At 47.3% G+C, this 24,795-nt stretch carries 1 protein-coding gene; it reads left to right on the top strand.

What is annotated here, in order from left to right; translation table 11 throughout:
* Positions 1–284 precede the first annotated feature (284 nt).
* Positions 285–24,725: a mucin-binding protein gene (locus ACYVUV_RS05695; RefSeq protein ID WP_484499164.1), complete on the top strand. Its 24,441-nt coding sequence runs from the start codon at positions 285–287 to the stop codon at positions 24,723–24,725.
* Positions 24,726–24,795 lie beyond the last annotated feature (70 nt).

Genomic DNA, 24,795 nt, shown 5'->3' with positions numbered 1-24,795 from the left:
GATCAATATAATGAATTAGTTATTTTATTTGTGCCTAGTAGTTGCGAAATGTAAAAACACTTATCAGAAAATAATTAAAAAGCTCTCGGAAATACATCTTGAATAAATTGAAAATAAGGTATGTAACCGTTATTATAGAGGTAGGAAATTGACCGCATATAGTTTTAATGAGAAGATGCTGATAATTTCAATTTTACGTAACTATTTCTGTTTAGTAATCATTAATATTTTTTGCGAACAATGTTCTAAATCTTTGCGTGTAAATAAAAGGGGAGAAGTTTGACATGATCGAAGCGAAAAAATCTGCGAGAAACAAGCTTCAGAAGATGGAGCGAAAGGAACAACACTACAGTTTCAGAAAGGTCAACACAGGTTTGGCCTCTGTTTTGCTCGGCTTTTCATTAGGCGGGCTGGCAATTACATTTACGCCTGGCAAAGTAGCTGCGGCTGATAATACTGCTGAGGTGACGGCAACTCAGCAAACGAGCAGTGCAAGCACTACAACGAGTTCAACTACTGAACAAACGAAAAACACGAGTTCAACTGCTGATTCAACCGCTGCAACTAGCAGCCAAAGCAGTACTGACAGTACAGGTACGCCTACTGGCAGCCAAGCAAGTACAAGCACAAATGCTACTACTGCTACTACCACTACTAACAATACCAGTACAAATACTGCAGCAACTACTAATGACACCAGCAGCCAGACTGAAGCAGTTTCAACTGAAGTCAAGACTCAGGTCTCTTACACCGGTTCCGACCAGAATCCGGCAACCCAGGAGACCAAGACAATTTTTTCTGGCAAAAAGACGGAAGACAGCTACGACTGGACTAACAAGTCTGCAACCGTGACAACCACTGTGCCAGTTGTTTCGGGTTACGTTGCCAATACGAACCAAGTGACGCAGACTGTTTTTGCCAACAGTGACGGCAGCTTTACTGGCAGTGACAATACTACTGGAAAAAGCAGTACCGTCTCCAATGATACCTACACTAGCCAAGTAACTTACAAGGCCGTAGGCCGTATTGTGCCGGTTGACGAAAACGGCAATGAAATCACGGCCGATATCAAGGGCAACTACGTGGCTCCAGTAGCTTATAGCAACAGCACTACCAGAGCTGACCAGGTCGTTGCAACTGCCGCGCCAACCATCGACGGCTACATTTTGGCTGACAGCGCAAATGAAACTGTCACTCCATCCAGCGCGACGGAAGATACCAAGCTTATCTACCTTTTGGTAACGACAACTAAGGGCGTCAAGCAAGTCGTAACCTACACCGGTGCTGGTACTAAGACTCCAGCTGAGAATAGCCAGACCATCACTTTTTCTAAAACTACCAGCCGGTCCAGCGATGGCAAGACCACGACCAGTGACTGGGACAAGAGCAGCGCAACTTTTGAAGATGTAACCGTGCCAACGATCGAAGGCTATACTGCCGATGTCACTACTGTAAAAGGCCAGACGGTAACGGCTGATTCTGCTGACATCAACGTTCCGGTAACTTACACGGCTAATGACGCCAAGGCGACCGTCAACTTCAAGGACGATGATACCAACGATCCCCAGGATCTTTCTGCCAACAGCATCAGCTTGACCGGTAAGACCGACGAAAGCATCGACTTTACTACGGCCGAAGACCAGGTTAAAAATCTGCTGGCTGCCGGCTACGAACTAAGTCAAGCCAATGACGCTGTGATCGATCCGGCAACTGGCAAGTTCAAGGTAACCAGCTACGATACTAGCGATGACGCGAGCTCGGTCAGCCAGGTCTTCACAATCCACCTTAAGCACAAGATTACGACAAAGGCGACGAGCAAGAACGTCACCAGAATGATCAACTACCAGTCTACTGACAGTGATTTTACGGCGCCAAGCAGCCAAACTCAGACGGCGACCTTTACTGAAGAAAAAGTTACTGATGACGTTACCGGCAAGACCTTGTCAGATAGCTGGACGCCAGACACTGCTGCTTGGGCTGAAGTGGCGACTCCAGAAGTTGCCGGCTACGTGGCTGACCAAGCCAGCGTCAGCAAAAAAGACGTGACTAAAGACAGCGAAGATGCCACGGCTACTGTTAAATACGTCAAGATTGGCCAAATCACCAGCCAGAAGGGGACTAGCCAAAACGATCTGACATACAGCCAAGATGCTACTTCTGTCAGCTTTGAGCTTCCAGTAGAAGCAGGCTATACCGCTACTTTAAACGGGAAGGCTGTCAGCCAAGGCAGCATGATCACTTTGACAGGGGCAGATGCTGCAGTTGATCAAGCGCTGGTCTACACAGCAAACGAGCAAAGCGCTACTGTTGCTTTTGTCGATGACCAAGGGCAGACTCTGTACACTAGCAGCTTGACTGGGCAAACCGACGGGAATGTTTACTTTACCAGCGCTAACGATATTTTGGCAAAGTTCATCGCTGCCGGCTATCAGGTCTCCAGCAATAACCCAAACTTGACGGAAAGCGAATTCACTGCCGCAACATACGCGGCTAACGGCGGGCAAAGCTTCACCGCTTATTTGACACACCCGGAAAAGACTGTCAGCTTAACTGCCAGCTACCAGGACGCAAGTGGCAATAAATTAGCTGATGACCAGACTAAGTCGGTTACTTTTACTGGCCTGGGCAAGTACGACAAAGACAGTGATGCGGTAACAATTACTTGGACGGCAAAAGATGGGGATGCAGAACTGGCAAACCCAGTCATCACCGGTTATGTCAGCCCAGCTGCAAAGGTAACTATCAGTTCAAACGCTACTGGCAATATCAGCCAGACGGTTGTATACCAAGCGGTCGGAAAACTAAAGGCAGTTGACAAGAACGGCAAGGTTCTTGCTTCTTTGTCATACGCTAACAACCCAGCTGATGCCAGCCAGGCAATCGTCAATCTGCCAACTGTCGCAGACTACACGGCAACACAGACTAGCGTGACGGCTGCTGATCCAACGAAGGATACTAGCCTCCTCTACGTGCCAAGCACTCAGACTAAGGTCTTCACCCAGAAGGTGACCTTCACTGGTGCGGGGGCTAAGACGCCAGCTGAGCAGAGCGAGACTATTATTTTTGTCAAAAATGGGGACAGCTGGACGCAAACTTCTGGCCCAGCTAACGGCACATTCAGTTTCACCTTCCCAGATATCGCTGGTTACAGCAAGAAAGTTACCGGAGAAGCTGCTACAGTTACGCCAGATACAGACTCTGTCTCAGATATCAAAGTTACTTACACGCCACTTGAGCAAAAAGCAACAGTAACTTTTGTCGATGACGATGCAAGTGATTCAACGAAGCAGACTCTGACTACTGTTGACTTAACGGGTCAAACCGATGCTGCGATTGACTTTACTGATGCCAAAACTCAGCTTGCGAGCTATGAAGCAGCTGGATACGTAGCTAATGGCAGTGCTTTGCCAACTGACGCGGTTTACGATGACGATACTGAAGCTACTCAAGCATATACCGTTCACTTGAAGCACGGCAAAACTGTCTTGACCAGCAATAGCGACCTCAGCAGTCTTAGCGAGCAAACGAAAGCCAAGATTTCTACCGAAAACTTGACGACTCTGCAGAACTCAGACTCTTACAAAGAAAGCAAGTCTGCCAACCGGACAGTTAAGTATGTCTTCACATCAACCGATTCAACTGACCTGCCAAGCGTGGCTGACCAAACTGACAACGCAACTTTTTCACGTCCAATCACGTATACCGTTGACCAAGTAACGGGCGCGGTGACCAAATTAGAAGGGGATTGGACGGTTACTGATGGCCAGGCAGATATTTCTGCCGTTTCCCCGCAGACAATTGACGGCTGGTATCTGGCTGATACGGCTAATGGTGAATATCTGGCAGCAGAAACTTTAATGCCTGGGGACAGCCAGACTGTTACCTTGACCTACAAGCGCCTGCAAAAAGCTGCTATTCAAGTTATCGATGGCAGTGACAATGACAAGGTCCTGGACAATTACAGCCAAACTGGCCAGCAAGGGGCAGCCATCAACTTTAAGCAGATCGATGAACAAACCACTTTAACTACTAAAGATGCCTCCGGTAAGGAAAGCACGGTTACGATTAATTCTGTCAGTGATGCTAATGCTCAGCTGAACGCCTACATCAAGGCTGGTTATGTTTTGGACACGACTGGTGCAACTACGAGTCAAGTAGATGCCCAAACTGTCCGCTACCAGCTGGCAGATGGAGCTATTATTGATGTCGTTAGCGATGATCAAGGCAATAAGACTTACTCATGGGCTAACAGCTTTGATAGCAATGATACGGCTGACCAGACTATCAAGCTTAAGCTTTTACATGGCACGACTACCCAGACCAAAAATAAGACGGTTACACGGAAGATTACCATCAATCCAGTTAAGGGCAACAGCTACACGACTACACAATCTGTAAAATTGACCGAAACGATCGTTACGGATAACGTTACTGGTAAGATAACTAGCGATACCTGGACGACTGGGACCTGGGATAAATATGATGTTCCAACCGAAACTGGTTATGACGCCAGTGTCACCAGCATCCCTGAAGTGACGGTCTCAAACACCACGTCAGACGCTGATATCGTGGTCAACTACCTGCCAAAGGCAGCCAGCGCCACCATCAAGATCATCGATGACGATGAAAACAAGGCTGAATTAGACGAATACCTGGTTTCCGGAACTACTGCCGGCCAGATCAACTTCTCTAACGCGATCAAGCAGCTGACCAGCTACTTGGATGGCAATTACGTTTTTGCCTCCAGCAACAACTCAAAGATCGTCATCGCCTACAACAAGGACGGCGACTTGTCCAGCATCACGGCAGAAGACATCTACGCGGGCAGTGACGCCAGTCAGAACTACGAGATTCATTTAAAGCACAAGACTAAGACCGGGACGATCTACTCTTCTGTCAACCGGACGATCAGCTACCAACTGCCGACGGGGACGCAGACCTTGGTCCAAAAAGTAGTCCTTACTTCCAGCACGGTAACTGACTTAGTAACCGGCAACCGTAGCGATGGTGCCTGGAAGGCGACCGGCTCATGGAGCGCGGAAACTGTTCCAGAAGTAACAGGCTACACGCCAAGTGAAACGAGTATTGAAGCTGAGAGCGTCAATGTTGAAACGCCAGACAAGGCAATTACGGTTGTCTACACGCCAGATGTTGAACACGTGCAAGTCAACATTATCGATGACACGACTGGTAAGATTCTGGCAGAAGCTGACTTGACCGGGGACTACGACAGCAGCGTTGACTTTGACAAGCCGGCCAAGTCCATGGGCAATGTCAGCCCAAACGGCAAGCTGCAGTCCTACCTGGCTAACGGTTATGTTTTGGCCGCTGACAAAAATTCTGCTGTAGACATTACAGCTTCTCCAGTAGTCTTTAATGCAGTTAAGTACGGCACTCAAGGCGTGACTCTGGAAGCCCACCTGGTGCAAGGCACTAAGGAAACTACTGAAACCGCAACGTCCACCAGAACTATTCAATACATTATCAGCGGGGCAAGTGCACCATTTAAGACTTTGACTCAGCCAGTAACAGTTACTCGGACCAAGACGGTCAACCTGGTAACTGGCGAAACAACATACACTGACTGGACCACTGGCACTTGGGAAAAAGCAGTTTCACCAACTCATGAGACCGATTCGACCGATGTCCCAGATGGCTACTACCCAGACAAGGCAACTGTAGCAGAGCAGACCGGGATCTCTAAAAATACTGGTGACCAGGTAGTCCTGGTGCTCTACAACAAGCCAGGCGATGGGATCAGCGGCACGGTGCAAATTTACGATGAAACTACAAAGACCAACTTGTATTCAGTCCAAATCAACGGTAAGTCTGGGAACGATATCGATTTCTCAGCTGCTAACAGCCGTTTGACTGAGTACTTGGCAAAGGGCTATGTCGCTGATACGACCGACACTTTGGCTGACCAAGCCATCAATGAAGCCGGTACGGCTTTTGCTGAGAAAAAATTTGCGACTGATGGTCAAAACTTCATCGTTTACTTGACGCACGGAATTGATGAACAAGATCCGCAGACCAAGTCAATTACCCGGACGGTCAACTACAGCTTTCCAGACGGGACGACCAAGACTTTTGTCCAAGCGGTCAACTACACGCGGACGGTCAGCCTGGACAAGGTAACTGACAAGACCAGTTATGGGGAATGGACATTAGCTAAGAGCACCACTTCGGTTTCAGTCAACGGGGCTGATGCTACCACAACTGAAGGTGACGTGACTGCTATTTGGGCAGCCTTAGATACGGCTACTGTGGCCAAGGATGCCGGTATTGACACGACTGGCTACAAGGCAAGTCTTGACAGTGTCGAAGCAGTCAGCGATATCAGAACTGACGCGACCAGTCAGGTAATCAATGTTTCCTTCCCAGCCATTGTGCAAAAAGCCAGAATAGTCTTCCTCGACAGCAACTCAAGCGCGCCAACCAAAGATGCAAATGGGCAAATGATCACGCCGGAATTTACATACGCCAGCTCATATGATGGTCAAACTGCCGGAGTCTACAAGAAGGCCATCGACTTCAGCAATGCCAACCTGTATCTCAAAGACCTTTTGAAGCAGGGCTATGAGATTGGGGTTGATGACTTTGTCAATCCAAATACTGGCTCTTACATGGCTCAGTTGACTTCATCAAGCACTGTTACGGCAGATGATGGAACGGTGAAAGAAATCCGGATTTACACGCCGAAAGCAACAGGCGCTGGAGCAATCACGGAAACTATCACGACTTTCCCAAGCACGACGGAAAACGGGCAGACCAAGCAAGTAGTTAAGTATGCTTTTGTCCAAGGGGATAAGTCTGGCGAAATCACCGCGACGACCACAACTGTTGATAGCACTAGCACGACCGTTTACAGCCTTTCTGATGCTACTTTTGCCGCGACTGACAAGACCTTCCTCTTCTTCTTGAAGCATGGGCGGATTCACTACAGCTATGATCCAGACAAGAGTAGCAATAACGCTTCAACCTACAAGGACACCACCCGGACGATCAATTACCACCTGCCAGACGGCAGCACTTTGACCCTCCTGCAGACCGTGCGGATGACCCGGACGACTGACATTGACCGGGTAACTGGCGGTGTCATCTACACTCCTTGGACCACTGGTGAAAACAATTACTCATGGATCGATCAAAGCCTTACTGACAAGGATGGCAAGCTTTTGTCTACTAGCCAGGAAAAAACGGTTCACTCATCAGACTGGAGCCAGCAGGCAAGTCCAGATGAGAGCAATACCCAAGTCATTAGTGCTGATACGACTGTCGGCAGCGTGGTTAAGGGCTACACGGCAACGCGGGCTAGCGTTGACGCGCAAACTGTAACTTCCAGCACGCCAAATTCAGTGGTTGACATCAGCTACAAGGCAGACCACCAGGTAGCTGATATCCAAATCATTGACGATACAACCAAGACTGTTTTAAGTGAATTCAATCCAAGTGGGGTTACCGCGGGCAAGATTGACTTTACTGCCGCCAACAGCAGTCTTAACTATTACTTCCAGCATGGCTACTTGCTGGCAACCGGAGACGGCATTGACAACAGCGATGTTGCTACGACTGATGGGGTAACTAGCTTTATCGCCGCCAACTTTGACAATGAAGATGACACGGATCAAAGCTTTGTTGTCCACCTGGTTCACGATACGGCTACCACTGATAAAGCAATTGACAAGAACGCAACGACTATTACAGACAAGAACGGCAATACGATTACTTATGTCGATCAAGTCGTTGACAACTCTAAGGTTACTAACCCAGCCAGCTACAAGCAGACGGTAACTTCCGTCCGGACAGTCAAGTACGTCTTCAGCGGCGACTCATCCAGCAAGCCGAAAGTGGCAGACTTTGTGCAAAAAGTTACCTGGACCAGAGATGTCAGCTTCAATATCGACTTGGTAACTGGGAAAGAAACGCCGATTTACACTGATTGGACTTATGTTGCTAGTGGTCCAAACGCCCAGGCTGGGCAGAAAGCTACCAGCACAAGTGATAACCAGGTAACTTTGACGTCGCTTGCTTTGACTGACGATGAAGTAAAGCAGGGCTACATTGGTGCTGTCAGTGGTGAATTCTCCGGCTGGTACTTGGTCAGCTCTGCTGATAATGCTGGCCAGCAGCTGCTTAAGGCTTTGGACAACGGGTCGGCCATCAATGAAAATGTAGTTTTGGAATACCGCAAGTATGCTAATGCGACGATCCAGATCATTGACGATACGACTGGTACCGTGCTTAAGGATGATAAGGTTACTGGCTACAGCCCAAATGGCAAGCAGGGAGAACAGATTGACTTTAGTACTGCCAACACAGACCTGGCTGACTACTTAGCTCATGGTTATGCTTTGGCAACTGATGGCAATAGTCAATTGACCGGTAACGTCTTTACTGCTACTGCTTTTGACAGCAAGGACAATGATACGCAGACCTTCGTGGCTCACTTGATTCACGACACGGCGACTGTATCTAAAAAGCTGACGAGTGACAGCCAAATCACGGCTAAGTCAGGCCGGACGGCATACTTAGGAAGCGCTTTGACTAATACAACTCTGACGAGCGATGCTTCATACAGCGAGCAGGCAACGTCTACCCGGAAGGTAACTTTTGCCTTTAGCAGTAATGCGGCATTGCCAGCAGGTGTAAAAGATGTCAATGGAACGACCGTGACCCAGACCGTTACTTACACCCGGCCAATCGTTTACACGGTCGACTTGGTAACTGGTAAAGCAAGCAGAGACTACGAAGCATGGAACTCTGCAACCGATGGGACTAGCGGCGCGGGCACGACGACTACGATTGATAAAGATGGCAATGTCAGCCAAAGTGCTGAAAGCAGCTTTACTGATGCTGTCTTCCCGGCGGTAACCGGGACTGTGAGCGGATGGTATCTGGATAGCGGGGATGCATCAAGCAAAGCCGCACAGACTCCATCTACTGACAAGGCAGCTGCCGAGAACAACGTTGAAACAAGCGTCACTTTAACCTTCAAGAAGCTGCAGAATGCCTACATCAAGATTGTTGACAACAACGCTACTGACAACCAAGGCACCCTGTATGACGAAAGTGGCAGTGACGCCAACAAGAATAATGTTGCCCAAAAGCAAGGCTTAGCGATCAACTTTACAAGCGCGCAAGCTAAACTGGATGAACTGCTAAAGAGCGGTTATGTCGTTGATACAGAAAAGACGAAGTCATTGACTGGCAGTACGTTCATGGATGCAACGTTTGACTCTGATGACACTAGTGATCAGACTATCATGGTTTACCTCAAGCACGCATCAGCAACCTTGCAGGCTGGAAATACCAGCAACACAGTAGCTACCAGTGATGGCAAGACGGTGACGATGACCAGCCAGATTAACCCAGATTCAACAAGCAACAAATTGCTGTGGACTGGAGTGAAGTCTAATTCGGATTTGATTGATATGGCAAGTGATGAGTCGGCTTACCAAAGTCTGACCCGGCAAGCAGTTCAAACAATCAATTATCTTTACAAAGATACTAATCAAAAAGCATACGACAGCAGTATCAGCCAAAAGACTTTGACTAGAACGGTTACGGTCGACCGGGTTACTGGAAAGATTTTGGCAATCAGTGACTTTGCTTCAGTTAAATTTGATGATGTCAAGTCGCCGGTCGTTAACAACTACCACTATGTCATGAGCAAGGATGCCGTAGTTGCCGGCTACACGGTTAGTGATACGGTAGCTAATGGCGCTGATAGCTATACCGCAAGCAATAAAGATGGTGACTTACAGGCAACGTTGACCCCGGTTTACACGGTTTACTATGAAACTGATGGTCAATGGAAGAAAGTTAATGAACCAGTTTATGGGAGTGATGGCAGCTTAACTAGCAACACAGGAACTAGTGCTGAAGTTTCCTACGTAACTGATAGTGAAGACCCAAGTAAGGTTACAATTACTATTCCTGCCCACCAGGGTTACACGGCCAAGCTAGACATTGGTAATGATGGCACTATCGACCAAACCAGGGATTGGAACGGCAGTGCCGAAAAGACGCCAGCAAGTGTGGTTTACCAATTTGATACCAGCCGGGCTAGCGAAAACTCAACTGTTACTTACTCTCCAGATGCTCAGACTTTGCGCTACAAGGTTCTTGACTTAGATGAAAGCAGCAAGGATGTTACAGCAGCATCAAGCTCCGTACTTAAAGAAAACAACGGCAATATTCTGGCTATCGGTGTCAGCGACCAGGCAATTAGCGCTGGGACATTCATCGGCAGCTACACTAGCGTGGCCGATGAATTGGATGCTTTGAAGGCTTACTACCAGAGCCAAGGCTACCGGATTGACAGCGTTGATACGACTCCAACTGTTTTTGACCATGATGATACTGCCGACCAAGTCGTGACGATCAAGCTGACTCATGAGAAGCAGACTTTTGCCTCTTCCGAAGCAGCAGCAAATATGGAAAAGGCTGGTCAGGTCACGGACAATGGGCAAACCATCACTTACAAGTGGACGAGCGAGAGCAACAAACCAAGTGACGGCAAGTTAGCCTCAGCACATGATTACAGCGACTCAACGACTGCAAAACGGACGGTTACTTATCAATTTGAAGTGCCAACTGGTGAACAATTAGATAGTCAGTTACAAGGAATTCATGATAAATCAATCGAGCAAACTGTAACTTACACGCGGGCCGTCGAATGGACGATTGACCTGGTTACTGGGAAAATTACCCGGGACCACCAAGACTGGCAGTTCAAGGAGAGTAGTTCTGGCAATACTAATACGACGACCACGATCAGCAAGACCGACGGGACTAGTACAGTTACTTATAGCAACAGCTCTGTTTCGACAATAGAAGAGATGCCAGCGGTTACCGGTGACTTTGATGGCTGGTACTTGGATCCAACCAAAGCTAATAATGTAGCTGGCACGATTAGTGCTGATAACAGTCTGCTTATGCCGGACGCTGCTAAGGAAGGCAGTGCTGCAAATCAAAGTACGGAAGTTACGCTCTACTACTTGAAGAAGCAGAATGCTTTTGTCAAGATCATCGATGACAATGGCACTAACAAGCAGGATCTGAAAGACGGTAAATTGGTCTCTGGGACAGGCAACCTCTACTCAGAAACAATTGCTGGCAAAGAACAGGGGGCAAACCTTGACTTTAAGAATGCCAGTGCATTGCTGAAGAAACTGCTGGCTAGTGGCTACAAGATCGAAAAATACACGGTTTCCAAGACTGATGGCAAGACTACTACTGAGACCAGCAGCGACAATAGTGCTACTGACTTTGCGGCAGCAACTTTTGACAATGATGGTCAAAGTGACCAACTCTTTGCCTTCTATCTTGTGCACGATACGGTTACTGTAGATGGTGATACCAAAGCTGCTACTGGACCGCAGACGCAAGGGGATAAGATCAACAGCAGCACCGACAGTCTGTCAGATGCCATTTGGCCAGTCGAAGCTACGGCTACTTACCTGCAGCGGCAGGTTGGCCAGACGATCAAATACGTTGATGCTAATGGTAATGAGATAAGTTCATCTGCAACTCAAAGTGCTACTTTGACCAGACAAGTTACGATTGACAAGGTAACGGGGCAAGCAGTTAGCGATACGTTGACAGACTTTACTAGCGTGACCTTTACGGATACCAATGATCCGGTTGTTGCTGGCTACCATGTGGTCAGCGCTGATCAAGATGGAACAGCTTTGACGAATACGGAATCAATCGCCGCATTTGTCCCAGTTGTCAATAATGTTGCGGCTACTAGCAGCGATCAAGACAAGCTGAAGACAGTCTTTACTGTGACCTACCATCCAAATGGCTCACTCAAGATCGTTGATGAAGATGGCACTTTGCTAGAAGATGATAAGAAGGACATTGCTTACACAACTACCAAGGCTGATACGGTAACCGTAACGGTGCCAATCATCCAAGGTTATACTGCAGTCTTGACTGATGGCAGTACATCAACGGCAATTGATGCACGCAACAATACCTTCACCTACACTACTTACGCGGGTGACAGCGACCGGACGGTAACTTATTCAGCCAAGGCACAGACGATTAGCTACCAAGTCTACGATGAGACTGATAAAAAGAACCTTGCCGTAGATGGTGACAAGACTTATGCAACCTTGGCAACTGGGAAAACTAACCAGAAGGTCTATTTGACTTCAGCTTACCAGGCAATTCTGGATAAGTATGAGAAGCTGGGCTACAAGTTCGTCAAGAATTCCGGTTTACCAACTGCTTTTGACGACCAAGACGACTCAAGCGATGGTGTTTCTACTCAGAATGTGGTCATCACTCTGGCTCACAACACTGCTACCTTGACCGGATCAGTTACGGACCTAACCAAGGTTACGGATGATTCTGGCAAGGAAGTAGATCTTCCTGACGAAGTCAAGAAGAATACAACTCTGACTACTAGCGACAGCTACGTTCAAAACGCTACAGTCACGCGGACGATCAGCTATGTCTTTGACAGCAAGTCAAGCCAAAGCAAGCCGCAGGTAAACTCAGTAGTACAGAAGGTTAACTTTACGCAAGCGGTCAACTACCAGACTGACCTGGTTACTGGGAAGGTTCTGAAGACCATTTACCAAACCCCAAGCTTTGTGTCTGCGGAGTCGACAGACACCAGCGCGGTAAGCGATGGCAGTCAAATCAGCTACAGCGGGAGCAATAGCAGTTTGAGGGATGCCAATTTGCCAGCAGCCAGCGGGGACTTCATCAAAGCCGGCTGGTACCAGAGCAGCAGTAGGAATGCAGACTCTGCAACAATTACGGCTGTAGTAGATGAAAACAGTAAGTTGACTGATCAATCACAAACCGGTGAAATTCACTATCTGAAGTACCAGACTGCAGTTATCAAGATTGTTGATGACAACCCAAGTGATAAGATGACGCTGCAAAATGGCGTCTTAACTAGCGATAGCAGCAAGCAAGGAGAACTTTTTGTTCAAAACATCGGCTTGGCTGACCAGAAAAAGCAAGGGGATGTTGTCAACTTCAGCAGTGCTAACACACTTTTGGCAGACTTGCTGAAGAGCGGCTTTAAGTTCGAAAAGTCGGACGTCGGGACTGCCAGTGGCTTCAATAAAGCTTCATATGACAGTGATGATGATACAACTCAAGAATTCACGATTTACCTTGTTCATGACACCATCACTTTAGATGGTCAAGCAACTGGGGCAAATGGTCCACAGACTGCTGGCAGTTCGATTAATACTGGCAATGCGGCTACTGCAAAGTATCCAAGTGAAGCTACGGCGGACTACTTGACCAAGGCAGCAAGTCAAACGATTAAGTTTGACGTACCTGGTGGCACGGCTTCAGCAGATGACGTACAAACTCAGACTTTGACCAGAACTTCTGCTTTTGACAAGGTAACTGGCAAGCTCCAATCAACTGGTGATTGGAGAATCAATTCATTTACTGCTTTGACCGCTTACCCAGTCGTAGCGGGCTACCATGTAACGAACGTTGATGTAAAGAAGACGACGGACCAAAGCAGTCAAACGGTTTCCACTGCTGGAGGCTACACGCCAACAGAAACCGATCCGACTATCGTCTACACGGTCCATTACGAACCAAATGGCTCTGTAATTGGTGAAAATGAACCGGGTGGCAATACTTCGGTTAAGTACACGACCAATACTGACGCCAAGACGGTGACTGGCCAAGTCAACTTGTATCCAGGTTATACGGCGACGATCACAACGAAGTCCGGAACTAAGACTTTTGATCCAGTAGACCAAAAGATGACAGAAACCATCACTCCTGAAGATGCTGGCATGGACACGACCGTGACATACACAGCTGACTTCCAGCAAGCAGTCGTCAAATTGATTGATGATGATGACAACACCAAGACAGTTACCTTCACGATTGATGGCGACACAGGCAAAGCTATCAACTTTACAGATGCTAATGCTGAGTTGAAGAAGATGCTTGGCCAAGGATACATTCTGTCTTCTAGTGGTAACACCGATCTGGCTACCGACTTGCAAAGCTTTGCTGAACAAAAATTCGATGCAACTAACAACGCGCAAAAGTCTGATGCGGTAATTCAGTACTTCCAAGCTCATTTAAAGCATGACACCGCCAAATTGACAGGTGTGCCAGTTACTGGTAGCAATACCAATGCAGATAAGTTTGTGCCAGCAACAACGCCGATCGTTGACATGCTTAAGAATGAAGCAAGTTATACTGATGCAAGCACAGTAAAGCGGACAGTCAACTATGTCTTTGCTGGTGATAGCACTAATGAGCCAAGCATCGCTGGCGTTGTGCAAACAGTCACTTACACTCGGCCAGTCACTTATACAATTGACTTGGTAACGGGGACAATTTCGAATGTTAGCTATGGGGACTACAGTTTCTCAAGCAATGTATCAACAACGACTAAGCGAACTGCACAAGCAGATGGGACGATAGTTTCTGAGCCAGAGAGCTTGGGTAAGGATGCAATTGTACCAGTTGTTAGCGGTGATTTTACTGCAATAGGTTGGTATCTTGATCCAAAATCTGCAACAGCCAATGCTACAGAATTGAAACAAGGCAGCAACGATCAAGAAGTGAACTTGACCTATCTGAAGTACCAGAAGGCAATCGTTCAGATCATTGATGAAGACAGTAAGGATACAAACAAGGCAATCTACTACGATGATCAGATCAATGCTCAGAAAGAGCAGGGGAGTAACGTTGACTTTGATGCTGCTAATGCTAAACTTCAAGATCTGTTGAGTCATGGTTATATCTTTGCAACTAATAAGACTTCAGATGGCGATCAGTCCGGATTCACTAAAGCAACTTTGGATTCCAAGGATGACAGCGACCAGACCTTCACGATCTACTTGAAGCACGACATAGCAGTGATTACCAGTCAGCCAACGGTTGGCGGAAAGGTAACTGACGAAGATGGCAAGCAAGTTGACTACAATCCAGAGACCGATAATTTGGTGGACAAAGCCTTTACGGACACGAGTACCGCAATTCGGACGGTCAGCTACGTCTTTGATGGTGACAGTAACGATAAACCGCAAAAGGCAGACCTAGTGCAAACTTCCAACTTTGAAAGACCAGTATCTTACAAGGTTGATTTGGCAACTGGTGATATTCTGGCTGGACCGACTTATGGTCAATGGACTTCAAAGGATGACAAAATTTCAGCAGCTTCAACTGATGTTGCTGGATGGTATCTGACAAGTTCAACTGATGCCGGAGATATGACTCTGGTGCCGGGGCAAAATGTCGTTGGCAGTCTGCACTATTCAAAGATTCAGAAGGCAGTTGTTCAAGTAATTGACGATACAACTAACGCTGTTTTGAACAGTAAAGACTTGACCGGTAAACAAGGCAAGGCAATTGACTTTGACGAAGCTAACGGTTGGCTTAAAGGCTACTTGGCTAGTGGTTATGTTTTAGTCAGTGGTAAGTCCGATATTACGGATGGCGCCTTCACCCCTGCCACCTTTGATAAGTTGGATAACAGCAACCAAAGCTTTGTTGCCCACTTAATTCACCGGATCGTGATTGTTTCTGGTGTGCCAACTACAGGCGAGAGCGACAATGTTCATGATGAAAATAATCAACCTGTTATTTACACTCCAAAGAAGATTGACACCCAACTGCAAAACAGTTCTAACTTTAGTGAGAACGCAACTGCTACACGAAAAGTGCGCTATGTCTTTGAAGGCAACAGCACGGCAAAGCCAGTGGTATATGACGTCACCCAAACAGTCAACTTCAATAGAAGTAAGAGCTACAAGGTTGACATGGTGACTGGCGAGATTAAAGACGATCCAATCTACGGAGCATGGACATTTGTATCTGGATCTACAGGCAACACGTCGGCTGAAACTTTGAAAGAAAAAGGCTCAGTAATTGTTAGTGGAGCAACAAATAGTCTTACCTCAGCTGAGGTTCCATCTGTAACTGGTAGTTTTGCTGGTTGGTACCAGACTTCTGCTAACGTTGCCGCTAAGACATTGGCAGCCAGTGACGATTTGACGGTTGATCTTACCTACAAGCACTATCAGAATGCAAAGATTCAGATAATTGATGACACAACTGGAAAGATCTTGAGTGAAAACTCAATCACTGGCAAGCAAGATAACCCAATCGATTTCACCGAAGCTGAGCAAAAGATGGCGACATACCTTAAGCACGGCTACTTCTTAAAGACTGATTTTGGTTCGAGCACATTTGATAAAGATGACACAACGGACCAAGTCTTCCAAGCTCACTTGATCCACCAGAAGGTGACGGTCAACAGCCTGCCAGAAGTTGGCAAGTCCTTTAATGATATCAATGGCACGAAGTATGACTATCCAACAACGACGGCTGTGAAGATCCCAGATGTATTTACAAATGAAGCCACCGTCAAGCGGACAATTAGTCATAAGTTTGAAACTACGAATCCTAATGAACAAGTTCCAGTAGCTAGCGATATCGTACAAACTGTTATCTACCAGCGCGGAATCACTTACACGATTGACCTTGTGACAGGTGACTACACGACCAATCTTGGTGTTTGGACGGTTAAGGAAAACAGCACCGAAACTGGTGGGGGACCAGATGAACTGGTTCCGGCGGTTTCTGCCGGAAACTTCGCTGGCTGGTACCGGTACGAAGCAGATAACCAGAATATTGGTCAGACGAGTTTGCTTCTGGATGACCAAGGACAGGCAATTGATCAGACCGGCGTTTTAGCTTACAAGAAGTACCAGAAGGCAATCGTTCAGGTCTTTGACCAGACCAAGGATAAGTTGCTTTTTGTAGATGCAAAGAGCAACGAGGCCAAGAAGCAAGGCGCGGATGTCGACTTCACTTTTGCTAACCAGGAACTGGCAAGTTTGCTTAAAGCTGGTTATGCCTTAGTAGATGGGCAGACCATTGTAAGAGGAACTACTTTTGTTCCAGCCAAAATGGATAGTGATGATACAGTAGATGAAGTCTTCACGGTTTACCTGCAGCATACTTATACTAAGTCAAGTGAAGATATTCAAATTACACGAACGATCAACTACCACCAGCCAGATGGCAAGGTTGACACAATAACTCAATCTGTAAAATTGAGCAGAAAGGTTACAACTGATAACGTTGATCAAACCAAGGACTATGGTTCTTGGGCAACTGGAAATTGGGATGAAAAGATAACACCAGCAATCGCTGGCTACAAGGTGGTTCAACCAAAGGTTGATAAAGTGGCGGTTACTGTAAATACTCCAGATCAAACCGTCGATGTATACTACTTTGCTGATACGCAACAAGTAACGGTTAATATCATCGATGACAAGACTGGGAATACTTTGTTCACTACCAGTCTGTCTGGCAAGACTGACCAAGCAGTCGACTTTGCCTTAGTCAACAAGGAATTGGCAGGCAAGCTGGCTAATGGCTACGCGCTGGCTAAGGGCAAGAACCAAGCTCTTGAAAACAGCGAGTTCAAGGCAACTAAATACTTGCCAGATGACAAGCGGACTTTTGAAGCTCACCTTGTTCACACTTATTCTGAACAGACTGAGTCAAAGACCATCACCCGGACGATCAACTACCATAAGCCAGACGGCAGTATTGAGACTGTAAAGCAGCCGGTTGAACTGACCAGAGTTGTAACGACTGATAATATTGATCAGACGAAGACCTTTGGCACTTGGACGACTGGGCAATGGAATGAAGCAATCAGTCCACTTGTGCCAGGCTATAAGGCTAGCCAGACTAGTGTTGGTCAAGCTGCGGTTGATGAACACAGCCAGGATCAAACGATTGATATCACCTACAGTGCTAATGGTCAAACTGCTAAGGTTAAGATCTTTGACGATAATTCTGGTGAGATGATCCGGCAAATGGATTTGACCGGCAAGTCGGATCAAATGATTGACTTTAAACCGGCCGATGACCAGCTGGCAGCTTACCTTGGCCAAGGCTATGCTTTAGCGAAAACCGGCAATGGTGACCTCGCAAGCGGAAGCTTCATTCCAGTCAAGTTTGACAATGATGATGAAGCTACCCAGGAATTCGTAGCTCACTTGGTACATACCTACGCAAAGAGCACCGAAACTAAGACAGTTACCCGGACGATCAACTACAAGCAACCTGATGGCAAGATCGATACGGTAACTCAGCCGGTTAAACTGACTAGAGAGGTGACGACTGATAAGGTAACTAAGCTTCCAAGTTATGGTGAATGGACGAGCGGTCAATGGGATGCAAAGGACACTCCAGTGATCGCTGGCTACACTCCAAGTGAGAGTTCTGTTGGCCAAGTCTTAGTCAATGGAGACAGCCAAGACACGACGATTAACATTAGTTACACGGCTAATGGTCAAAAGGCTGTCGTGAAGATTTTTGACAAGACGACTGGCAAAGATATCTACCTGGAAAACTTATTAGGCACTACTGATGGGAAGATCAACTTCAAGAATGCCGACGACCAGCTGGCAGTCTTCTTGACAAAGGGCTATGCTCTGGCAGACGGCAATAGTGATCTCACTGATGGGCAATTTACGCCAAGCAAGTTCGATAATGTTGACAATGTCGACCAAGTATTTACTGCAATTCTTGTTCACACTTACGGTAAGGAAAGTGAAAACAAGACGGTCATCCGGACGATCAATTACCACAAGCCAGACGGCAAGATCGATACGGTAACGCAACCGGTTGAACTGACTAGAGTGGTTAAGATCGACAATGTTGATCAGAGCGAGGAGTTTGATCCGTGGACGAGCGGGCAATGGAGTGAACAGACAACTCCAGAGATTGCCGGTTACACTGCAAGTCAAGACTTAGTTGGTCAAACTTTTGTAGATGGCTCAACTCAAAACCAAGTGGTCGAAGTCTTCTACAGTGCGAATGGTCAATCCGCAGTTGTAAAGATCTACGACGACACGACTGGAAAATTACTTCGTCAAGAAACTTTAATGGGGAAGACTGACGAAGCCGTCGACTTCAAGCAAGCCGATGCGTCCCTGCAAAACTACTTGCTTAAGGGCTACGCCTTAGCTGAAGTAGGCAACAGTGATCTGACCAACGGTCGATTCACTTCAGCCAACTTCGACAACGCGGATGAAGCTACTCAAGAGTTCGTGGCTCACCTGGTCCACACTTACGCTAAGAGCTCTGAATCAAAGACGGTCACTCGCACAATCAACTACCACAAGCCAGATGGCGTTGAGACAGTATCTCAACCAGTTCAGCTGACAAGAGTAGTTTCGACCGACAATGTTGACCAGAGCAAAACTTTTGATCCGTGGACGAGCGGTCAATGGAGTGAACAGACAACCCCAGAGATTGCCGGTTACACTGCAAGTCAAGACTTAGTTGGTCAAACTTTTGTAGATGGCGCAACTCAAAACCAAGTGGTTGACATCTTCTACAGTGCAAATGGTCAATCCGCAGTTGTAAAGATCTACGACGACACTACTGGGAAGTTGCTTCGTCAAGCTAGATTGATTGGTAAGACTGGCCAAGCGATTGACTTTACCGAAACCAACCAGCAACTGACTAGTTATCTGGCAGGCGGCTACGCATTGGCAGAAGTTGGTAACGGTAATCTGACCAACGGTCAATTTACTTCAGCTAACTTTGACAATGCAGATGAAGCCACTCAAGAATTCGTGGCTCACCTGGTTCACACCTACAGCAAGGGCAGTGAGAAGAAGGTAATCATTCGGACAATTAACTACCACAAGCCAAATGATCAAGTTGAAACTGTAACTCAACCGGTCGAACTGACTAGAGTGGTAACGATTGACAACGTTGACCAGAGCAAGAGCTTTGACCCATGGATTAGCGGTCAATGGAGTGAACGGACAACCCCAGAGATTGCCGGTTACACTGCAAGTCAAGACTTAGTTGGTCAAACTACTGTAGATGGCTCAACCCAAAACCAAGTGGTTGACGTCTTTTACAGTGCGAATGGTCAAGTAGCGGTTGTGAAGATTTACGATGACACAACTGGAAAATTGCTTCGTCAAGCAGGTTTGAGTGGTAAGACAGGTCAAGCAATTGACTTCGGTGAAGCTGGTGCAACGCTGAAGAGCCTCTTAGCCAAGGGTTACGCCTTAGCAGAAGTAGGTAACGGTGATCTGACCAACGGCCAATTCACTGCAGCCAACTTCGACAATGCGGATGAAGCTACTCAAGAATTTGTGGCTCACCTTGTTCACACTTATTCTGAACAGACTGAGTCAAAGACCATCACCCGGACGATCAACTACCATAAGCCAGACGGCAGTATTGAGACTGTAAAGCAGCCGGTTGAACTGACCAGAGTTGTAACGACTGATAATGTTGATCAGACGAAGACCTTTGGCACTTGGACGACTGGGCAATGGAATGAAGCAATCAGTCCACTTGTGCCAGGCTATAAGGCTAGCCAGACTAGTGTTGGTCAAGCTGCGGTTGATGAACACAGCCAGGATCAAACGATTGATATCACCTACAGTGCTAATGGTCAAACTGCTAAGGTTAAGATATTCGACGATAATTCTGGTGAGATGATCCGGCAAATGGATTTGACCGGCAAGTCGGATCAAATGATTAACTTTAAGCCGGCCAACGACCAGCTGGCAGCTTACCTTGGCCAAGGCTATGCTCTAGCGGAAACCGGCAATGACGATCTGTCAAACGGCAGCTTCATTCCAGTCAAGTTTGACAATGATGATGCGGCTACCCAGGAATTCGTAGCTCACTTGGTACATACCTACGCAAAGAGCACCGAAGCAAAGACGGTTACCCGGACGATCAATTACCAGCAGCCAGATGGCAGCGTGGTGACGGTAACTCAGCCGGTTGAACTGACTAGAGGAGTTACGACTGACAATGTTGATCAGAGCAAGGAGTTTAATCCGTGGATTAGCGGTCAATGGGATGAAAAGACTACTCCAGCAATCGCTGGCTACACTCCAAGTGAGAGTTCTGTTGGCCAAGTCTTAGTCAATGGAGACAGCCAAGACACGACGATTAACATTAGTTACACGGCTAATGGTCAAAAGGCTGTCGTGAAGATTTTTGACAAGACGACTGGCAAAGACATTTACCTGGAGAACTTGTTAGGTAATACTGATGGGAAGATCAACTTCAAGAATGCCGACGACCAGCTGGCAGTCTTCTTGACTAAGGGCTATGCTCTGGCAGACGGCAATAGTGATCTCACTGATGGGCAATTTACGCCAAGCAAGTTCGATAATGTTGACAATGTCGACCAAGTATTTACTGCAATTCTTGTTCACACTTACGGTAAGGATAGTGAAAAGAAGACGGTTACTCGGACGATCAACTACCACAAGCCAGATGGCAAGGTTGAGACTATTACTCAACCAGTCGAACTGACTAGAGTGGTAACGACTGACAATGTTGACGAGAGCAAGGCATTTGATCCGTGGACTAGCGGTCAATGGAGTGAGAAAGTGACTCCAGAAGTAGCTGGTTACACCGCAAGTCAAAGCTCCGTAGCAGAAGTTACTATAGATGGTGCAACCCAAAACCAAGTGGTCGACGTCTTCTACAGCGCAAATGGTCAAGCTGCTGTAGTAAAGATCTACGATGACACTAATGGCAAATTACTTTGTCAAGCTGGATTGACTGGTAAGACGGGTCAAGCAATCGACTTTACCGAAACCAACCAGCAACTGACTAGTTATCTGGCAGGCGGCTACGCATTGGCAGAAGTTGGTAACGGTAATCTGACCAACGGTCAATTTACTTCAGCTAACTTTGACAATGCAGATGAAGCCACTCAAGAATTCGTGGCTCACCTGGTTCACACCTACAGCAAGGGCAGTGAGAAGAAGGTAATCATTCGGACAATTAACTACCACAAGCCAAATGATCAAGTTGAAACTGTAACTCAACCGGTCGAACTGACTAGAGTGATAACGATCGACAATGTTGACCAGAGCAAGGCATTTGACCCATGGACTAATGGTCAATGGAGTAAAAAGGCAACTCCAGAAGTTGCCGGCTACACTCCAAGTCAAAGCTCCGTAGCAGAAGTTACTGTAGATGGTGCAACCCAAAACCAAGTGGTTGATGTCTTCTACAGTGCGAATGGTCAATCCGCAGTTGTAAAGATCTACGACGACAGGACTGGGAAATTGCTTCGTCAGACTGGTTTGACTGGGAATACTGGCCAAGCAATTGACTTTAACGAAGCTAACCAGCAATTGACTGGTTACTTGAATGGTGGTTACGCCTTAGCAGAAGTTGGTAACGGTAATCTGACCAACGGTCAATTTACTTCAGCTAACTTTGACAATGCAGATGAAGCCACTCAAGAATTCGTCGCTCACCTGGTTCACACCTACAGCAAGGGCAGTGAGAAGAAGGTAATCATTCGGACAATTAACTACCACAAGCCAAATGATCAAGTTGAAACTGTAACTCAACCGGTCGAACTGACTAGAGTGGTAACGATCGACAATGTTGACCAGAGCAAGGCATTTGACCCATGGACTAATGGTCAATGGAGTAAAAAGGCAACTCCAGAAGTTGCCGGCTACACTGCAAGTCAAAGCTCCGTAGCAGAAGTTACTATAGATGGTGCAACCCAAAACCAAGTGGTCGACGTCTTCTACAGCGCAAATGGTCAAGCTGCTGTAGTAAAGATCTACGATGACACTAATGGCAAATTACTTCGTCAAGCTGGATTGACTGGTAAGACGGGTCAAGCAATCGACTTTAATGAAGCCAATCAGCAACTGACTAGCTACTTGACTAGCGGTTATGCCTTAGCAGAAGCTGGCAACGGTGATCTGACCAACGGTCGATTCACTTCAGCCAACTTCGATAACGTAGACGAGTTTACTCAAGAGTTCGTTGCTCACCTGGTCCACACTTACGCTAAGAGCTCTGAATCAAAGACGGTCACTCGTACGATCAACTACCACAAGCCAGATGGCGTTGAGACAGTAACTCAGCCAGTCGAGCTGACTAGAGTTGTAACGACTGACAATGTTGACCAGAGCAAGACTTTTGATCCGTGGACTAGTGGTCAATGGAGTGAACAGACAACTCCAGAGATTGCCGGTTACACTGCAAGACAAAGCTCCGTAGCCGAGACTCCTGTAGATGGTTCAACCCAAGACCAAGTGGTTGACGTCTTCTACAGTGCAAATGGCCAATCTGCAATTGTGAATATCTACGATGATACGACCGGGAAACCTATCTCTACCGCATCCCTTGCGGGCAAGACGGGAGAAGCGATCGACTTCAGTCAGCCTAATGCATCGCTGAAGAGCCTTTTAAACAAGGGCTACGCATTGGCAGAAGTTGGTAATGGTGATCTGACCAACGGCCAATTCACTTCAGCCAACTTTGATAACACGGACGAAGTTACTCAAGAATTCGTGGCTCACCTGGTTCACACTTACGCTAAGTCAAACGAGACCAAGACGGTTACTCGTACGATCAACTATCACAAGCCGGATGGTGTTGAGACTGTAACTCAACCAGTTCAGCTGACTAGAGTAGTTACGACCGACAACGTAGACCAGAGCAAGACTTTTGCTCCATGGACTAGCGGTGAGTGGAGCGCAAAAACAACTCCAGAAGTTGCAGGCTACATTGCAAGCCAAAGTTCTGTAGCTGAGATTTCTGTAGATGGCTCAACACAAGACCAAATGGTTGACATCTACTACACGGGCGAAAACCCAAAGGCTCTTGTAAATATCTACGATGACACGACTGGCCGGCTGCTCACTACTGCATCCCTTGCAGGCAAGACCGGTGAAGCAATCGACTTCAACTTTGCTAACGCGTCCTTATTGAACTACGTGCGCATGGGCTACCTCTTCGCGGCAAGCGGCAACAGAGACCTTTCCGGCAGAAAGTTTGCCTACGCCATCTTCCTTGATGCACCTACCCAGCTCTTCGAAGCACACTTGGTGCACTCATACGCTAAGAGAGACGAAAAGAAGACCATCACCCGGACGATCAACTACCACATGCCAACCGGCATTGAAGCGGTTGAACAAACTGCTGAACTGACCCGGCCTGTCACGACCGACCTGGTCACCGGCGCGACTAGCTATGGCGACTGGACCAGCAACAAATTTACAAGCCAAAAGACGCCAGAGCTCAGCAACTACACGCCAAGCACCAGCTTGATCACAAGCCGTGAGGTTACCCACGGGGATGCTGACAGCCAAGAAAACGTCTACTACTACCCGAACAAGCAAAAAGCAACGATCTCCTTTGTCGACGCAAAGACTGGCAAGACGATCAAGCTTATGGCTGATTTTGACAGCGGCAAGCCAAATGAGGCCATCAACTTTACCCAAGCAAAGGCTCAGCTGGCAACGCTTTTGAAGGAAGGGTACAAGGAAACTAGCAACCTTGAAAGCATCTGGAAGGCAGTCTTTGCAAGTACCAATGGCGAAAACAACTTCGTCATCCGCCTGGTGCCATCGCTTGACATGCATCCTTCCGTTGCCCCTGGCAAGCAGTCAACTAAGCCAAAGACAAGCGGAAAGAGCAAGAAAGCTGGCCAAAAGCCATCTGTTTCTGCAACTGGTCAAGCAGGCCAAAAGCCTGGCTTAACCGGCCAAACTGCAGGTAAGGGTCTGCAAGCCGCAAGCCCAGCCGGACACACGGCGAAGACTCAGTTAGCTGAGTTGCCGCAAACTGGCGAAGCCAGCGGCAAGCAGCTCTCCTGGCTCGGATTGCTCTTGACCGCGGTTGGCACTGCCATAAGCGGAATTTGGCGCAAGAAGCGCGATGACGAATAAGCGATTTTTCCCTCGCTAACAGGGAGGAGAATAGGTCTGCTCTATATGGGCAGGCCTATTTTTTCCGCCA

Source organism: Lactobacillus sp. WILCCON 0149 (assembly GCF_057197965.1).
Note: the sequence above shows the minus strand (reverse complement) of the source record. Positions and strands in the feature narration are given on the sequence as shown.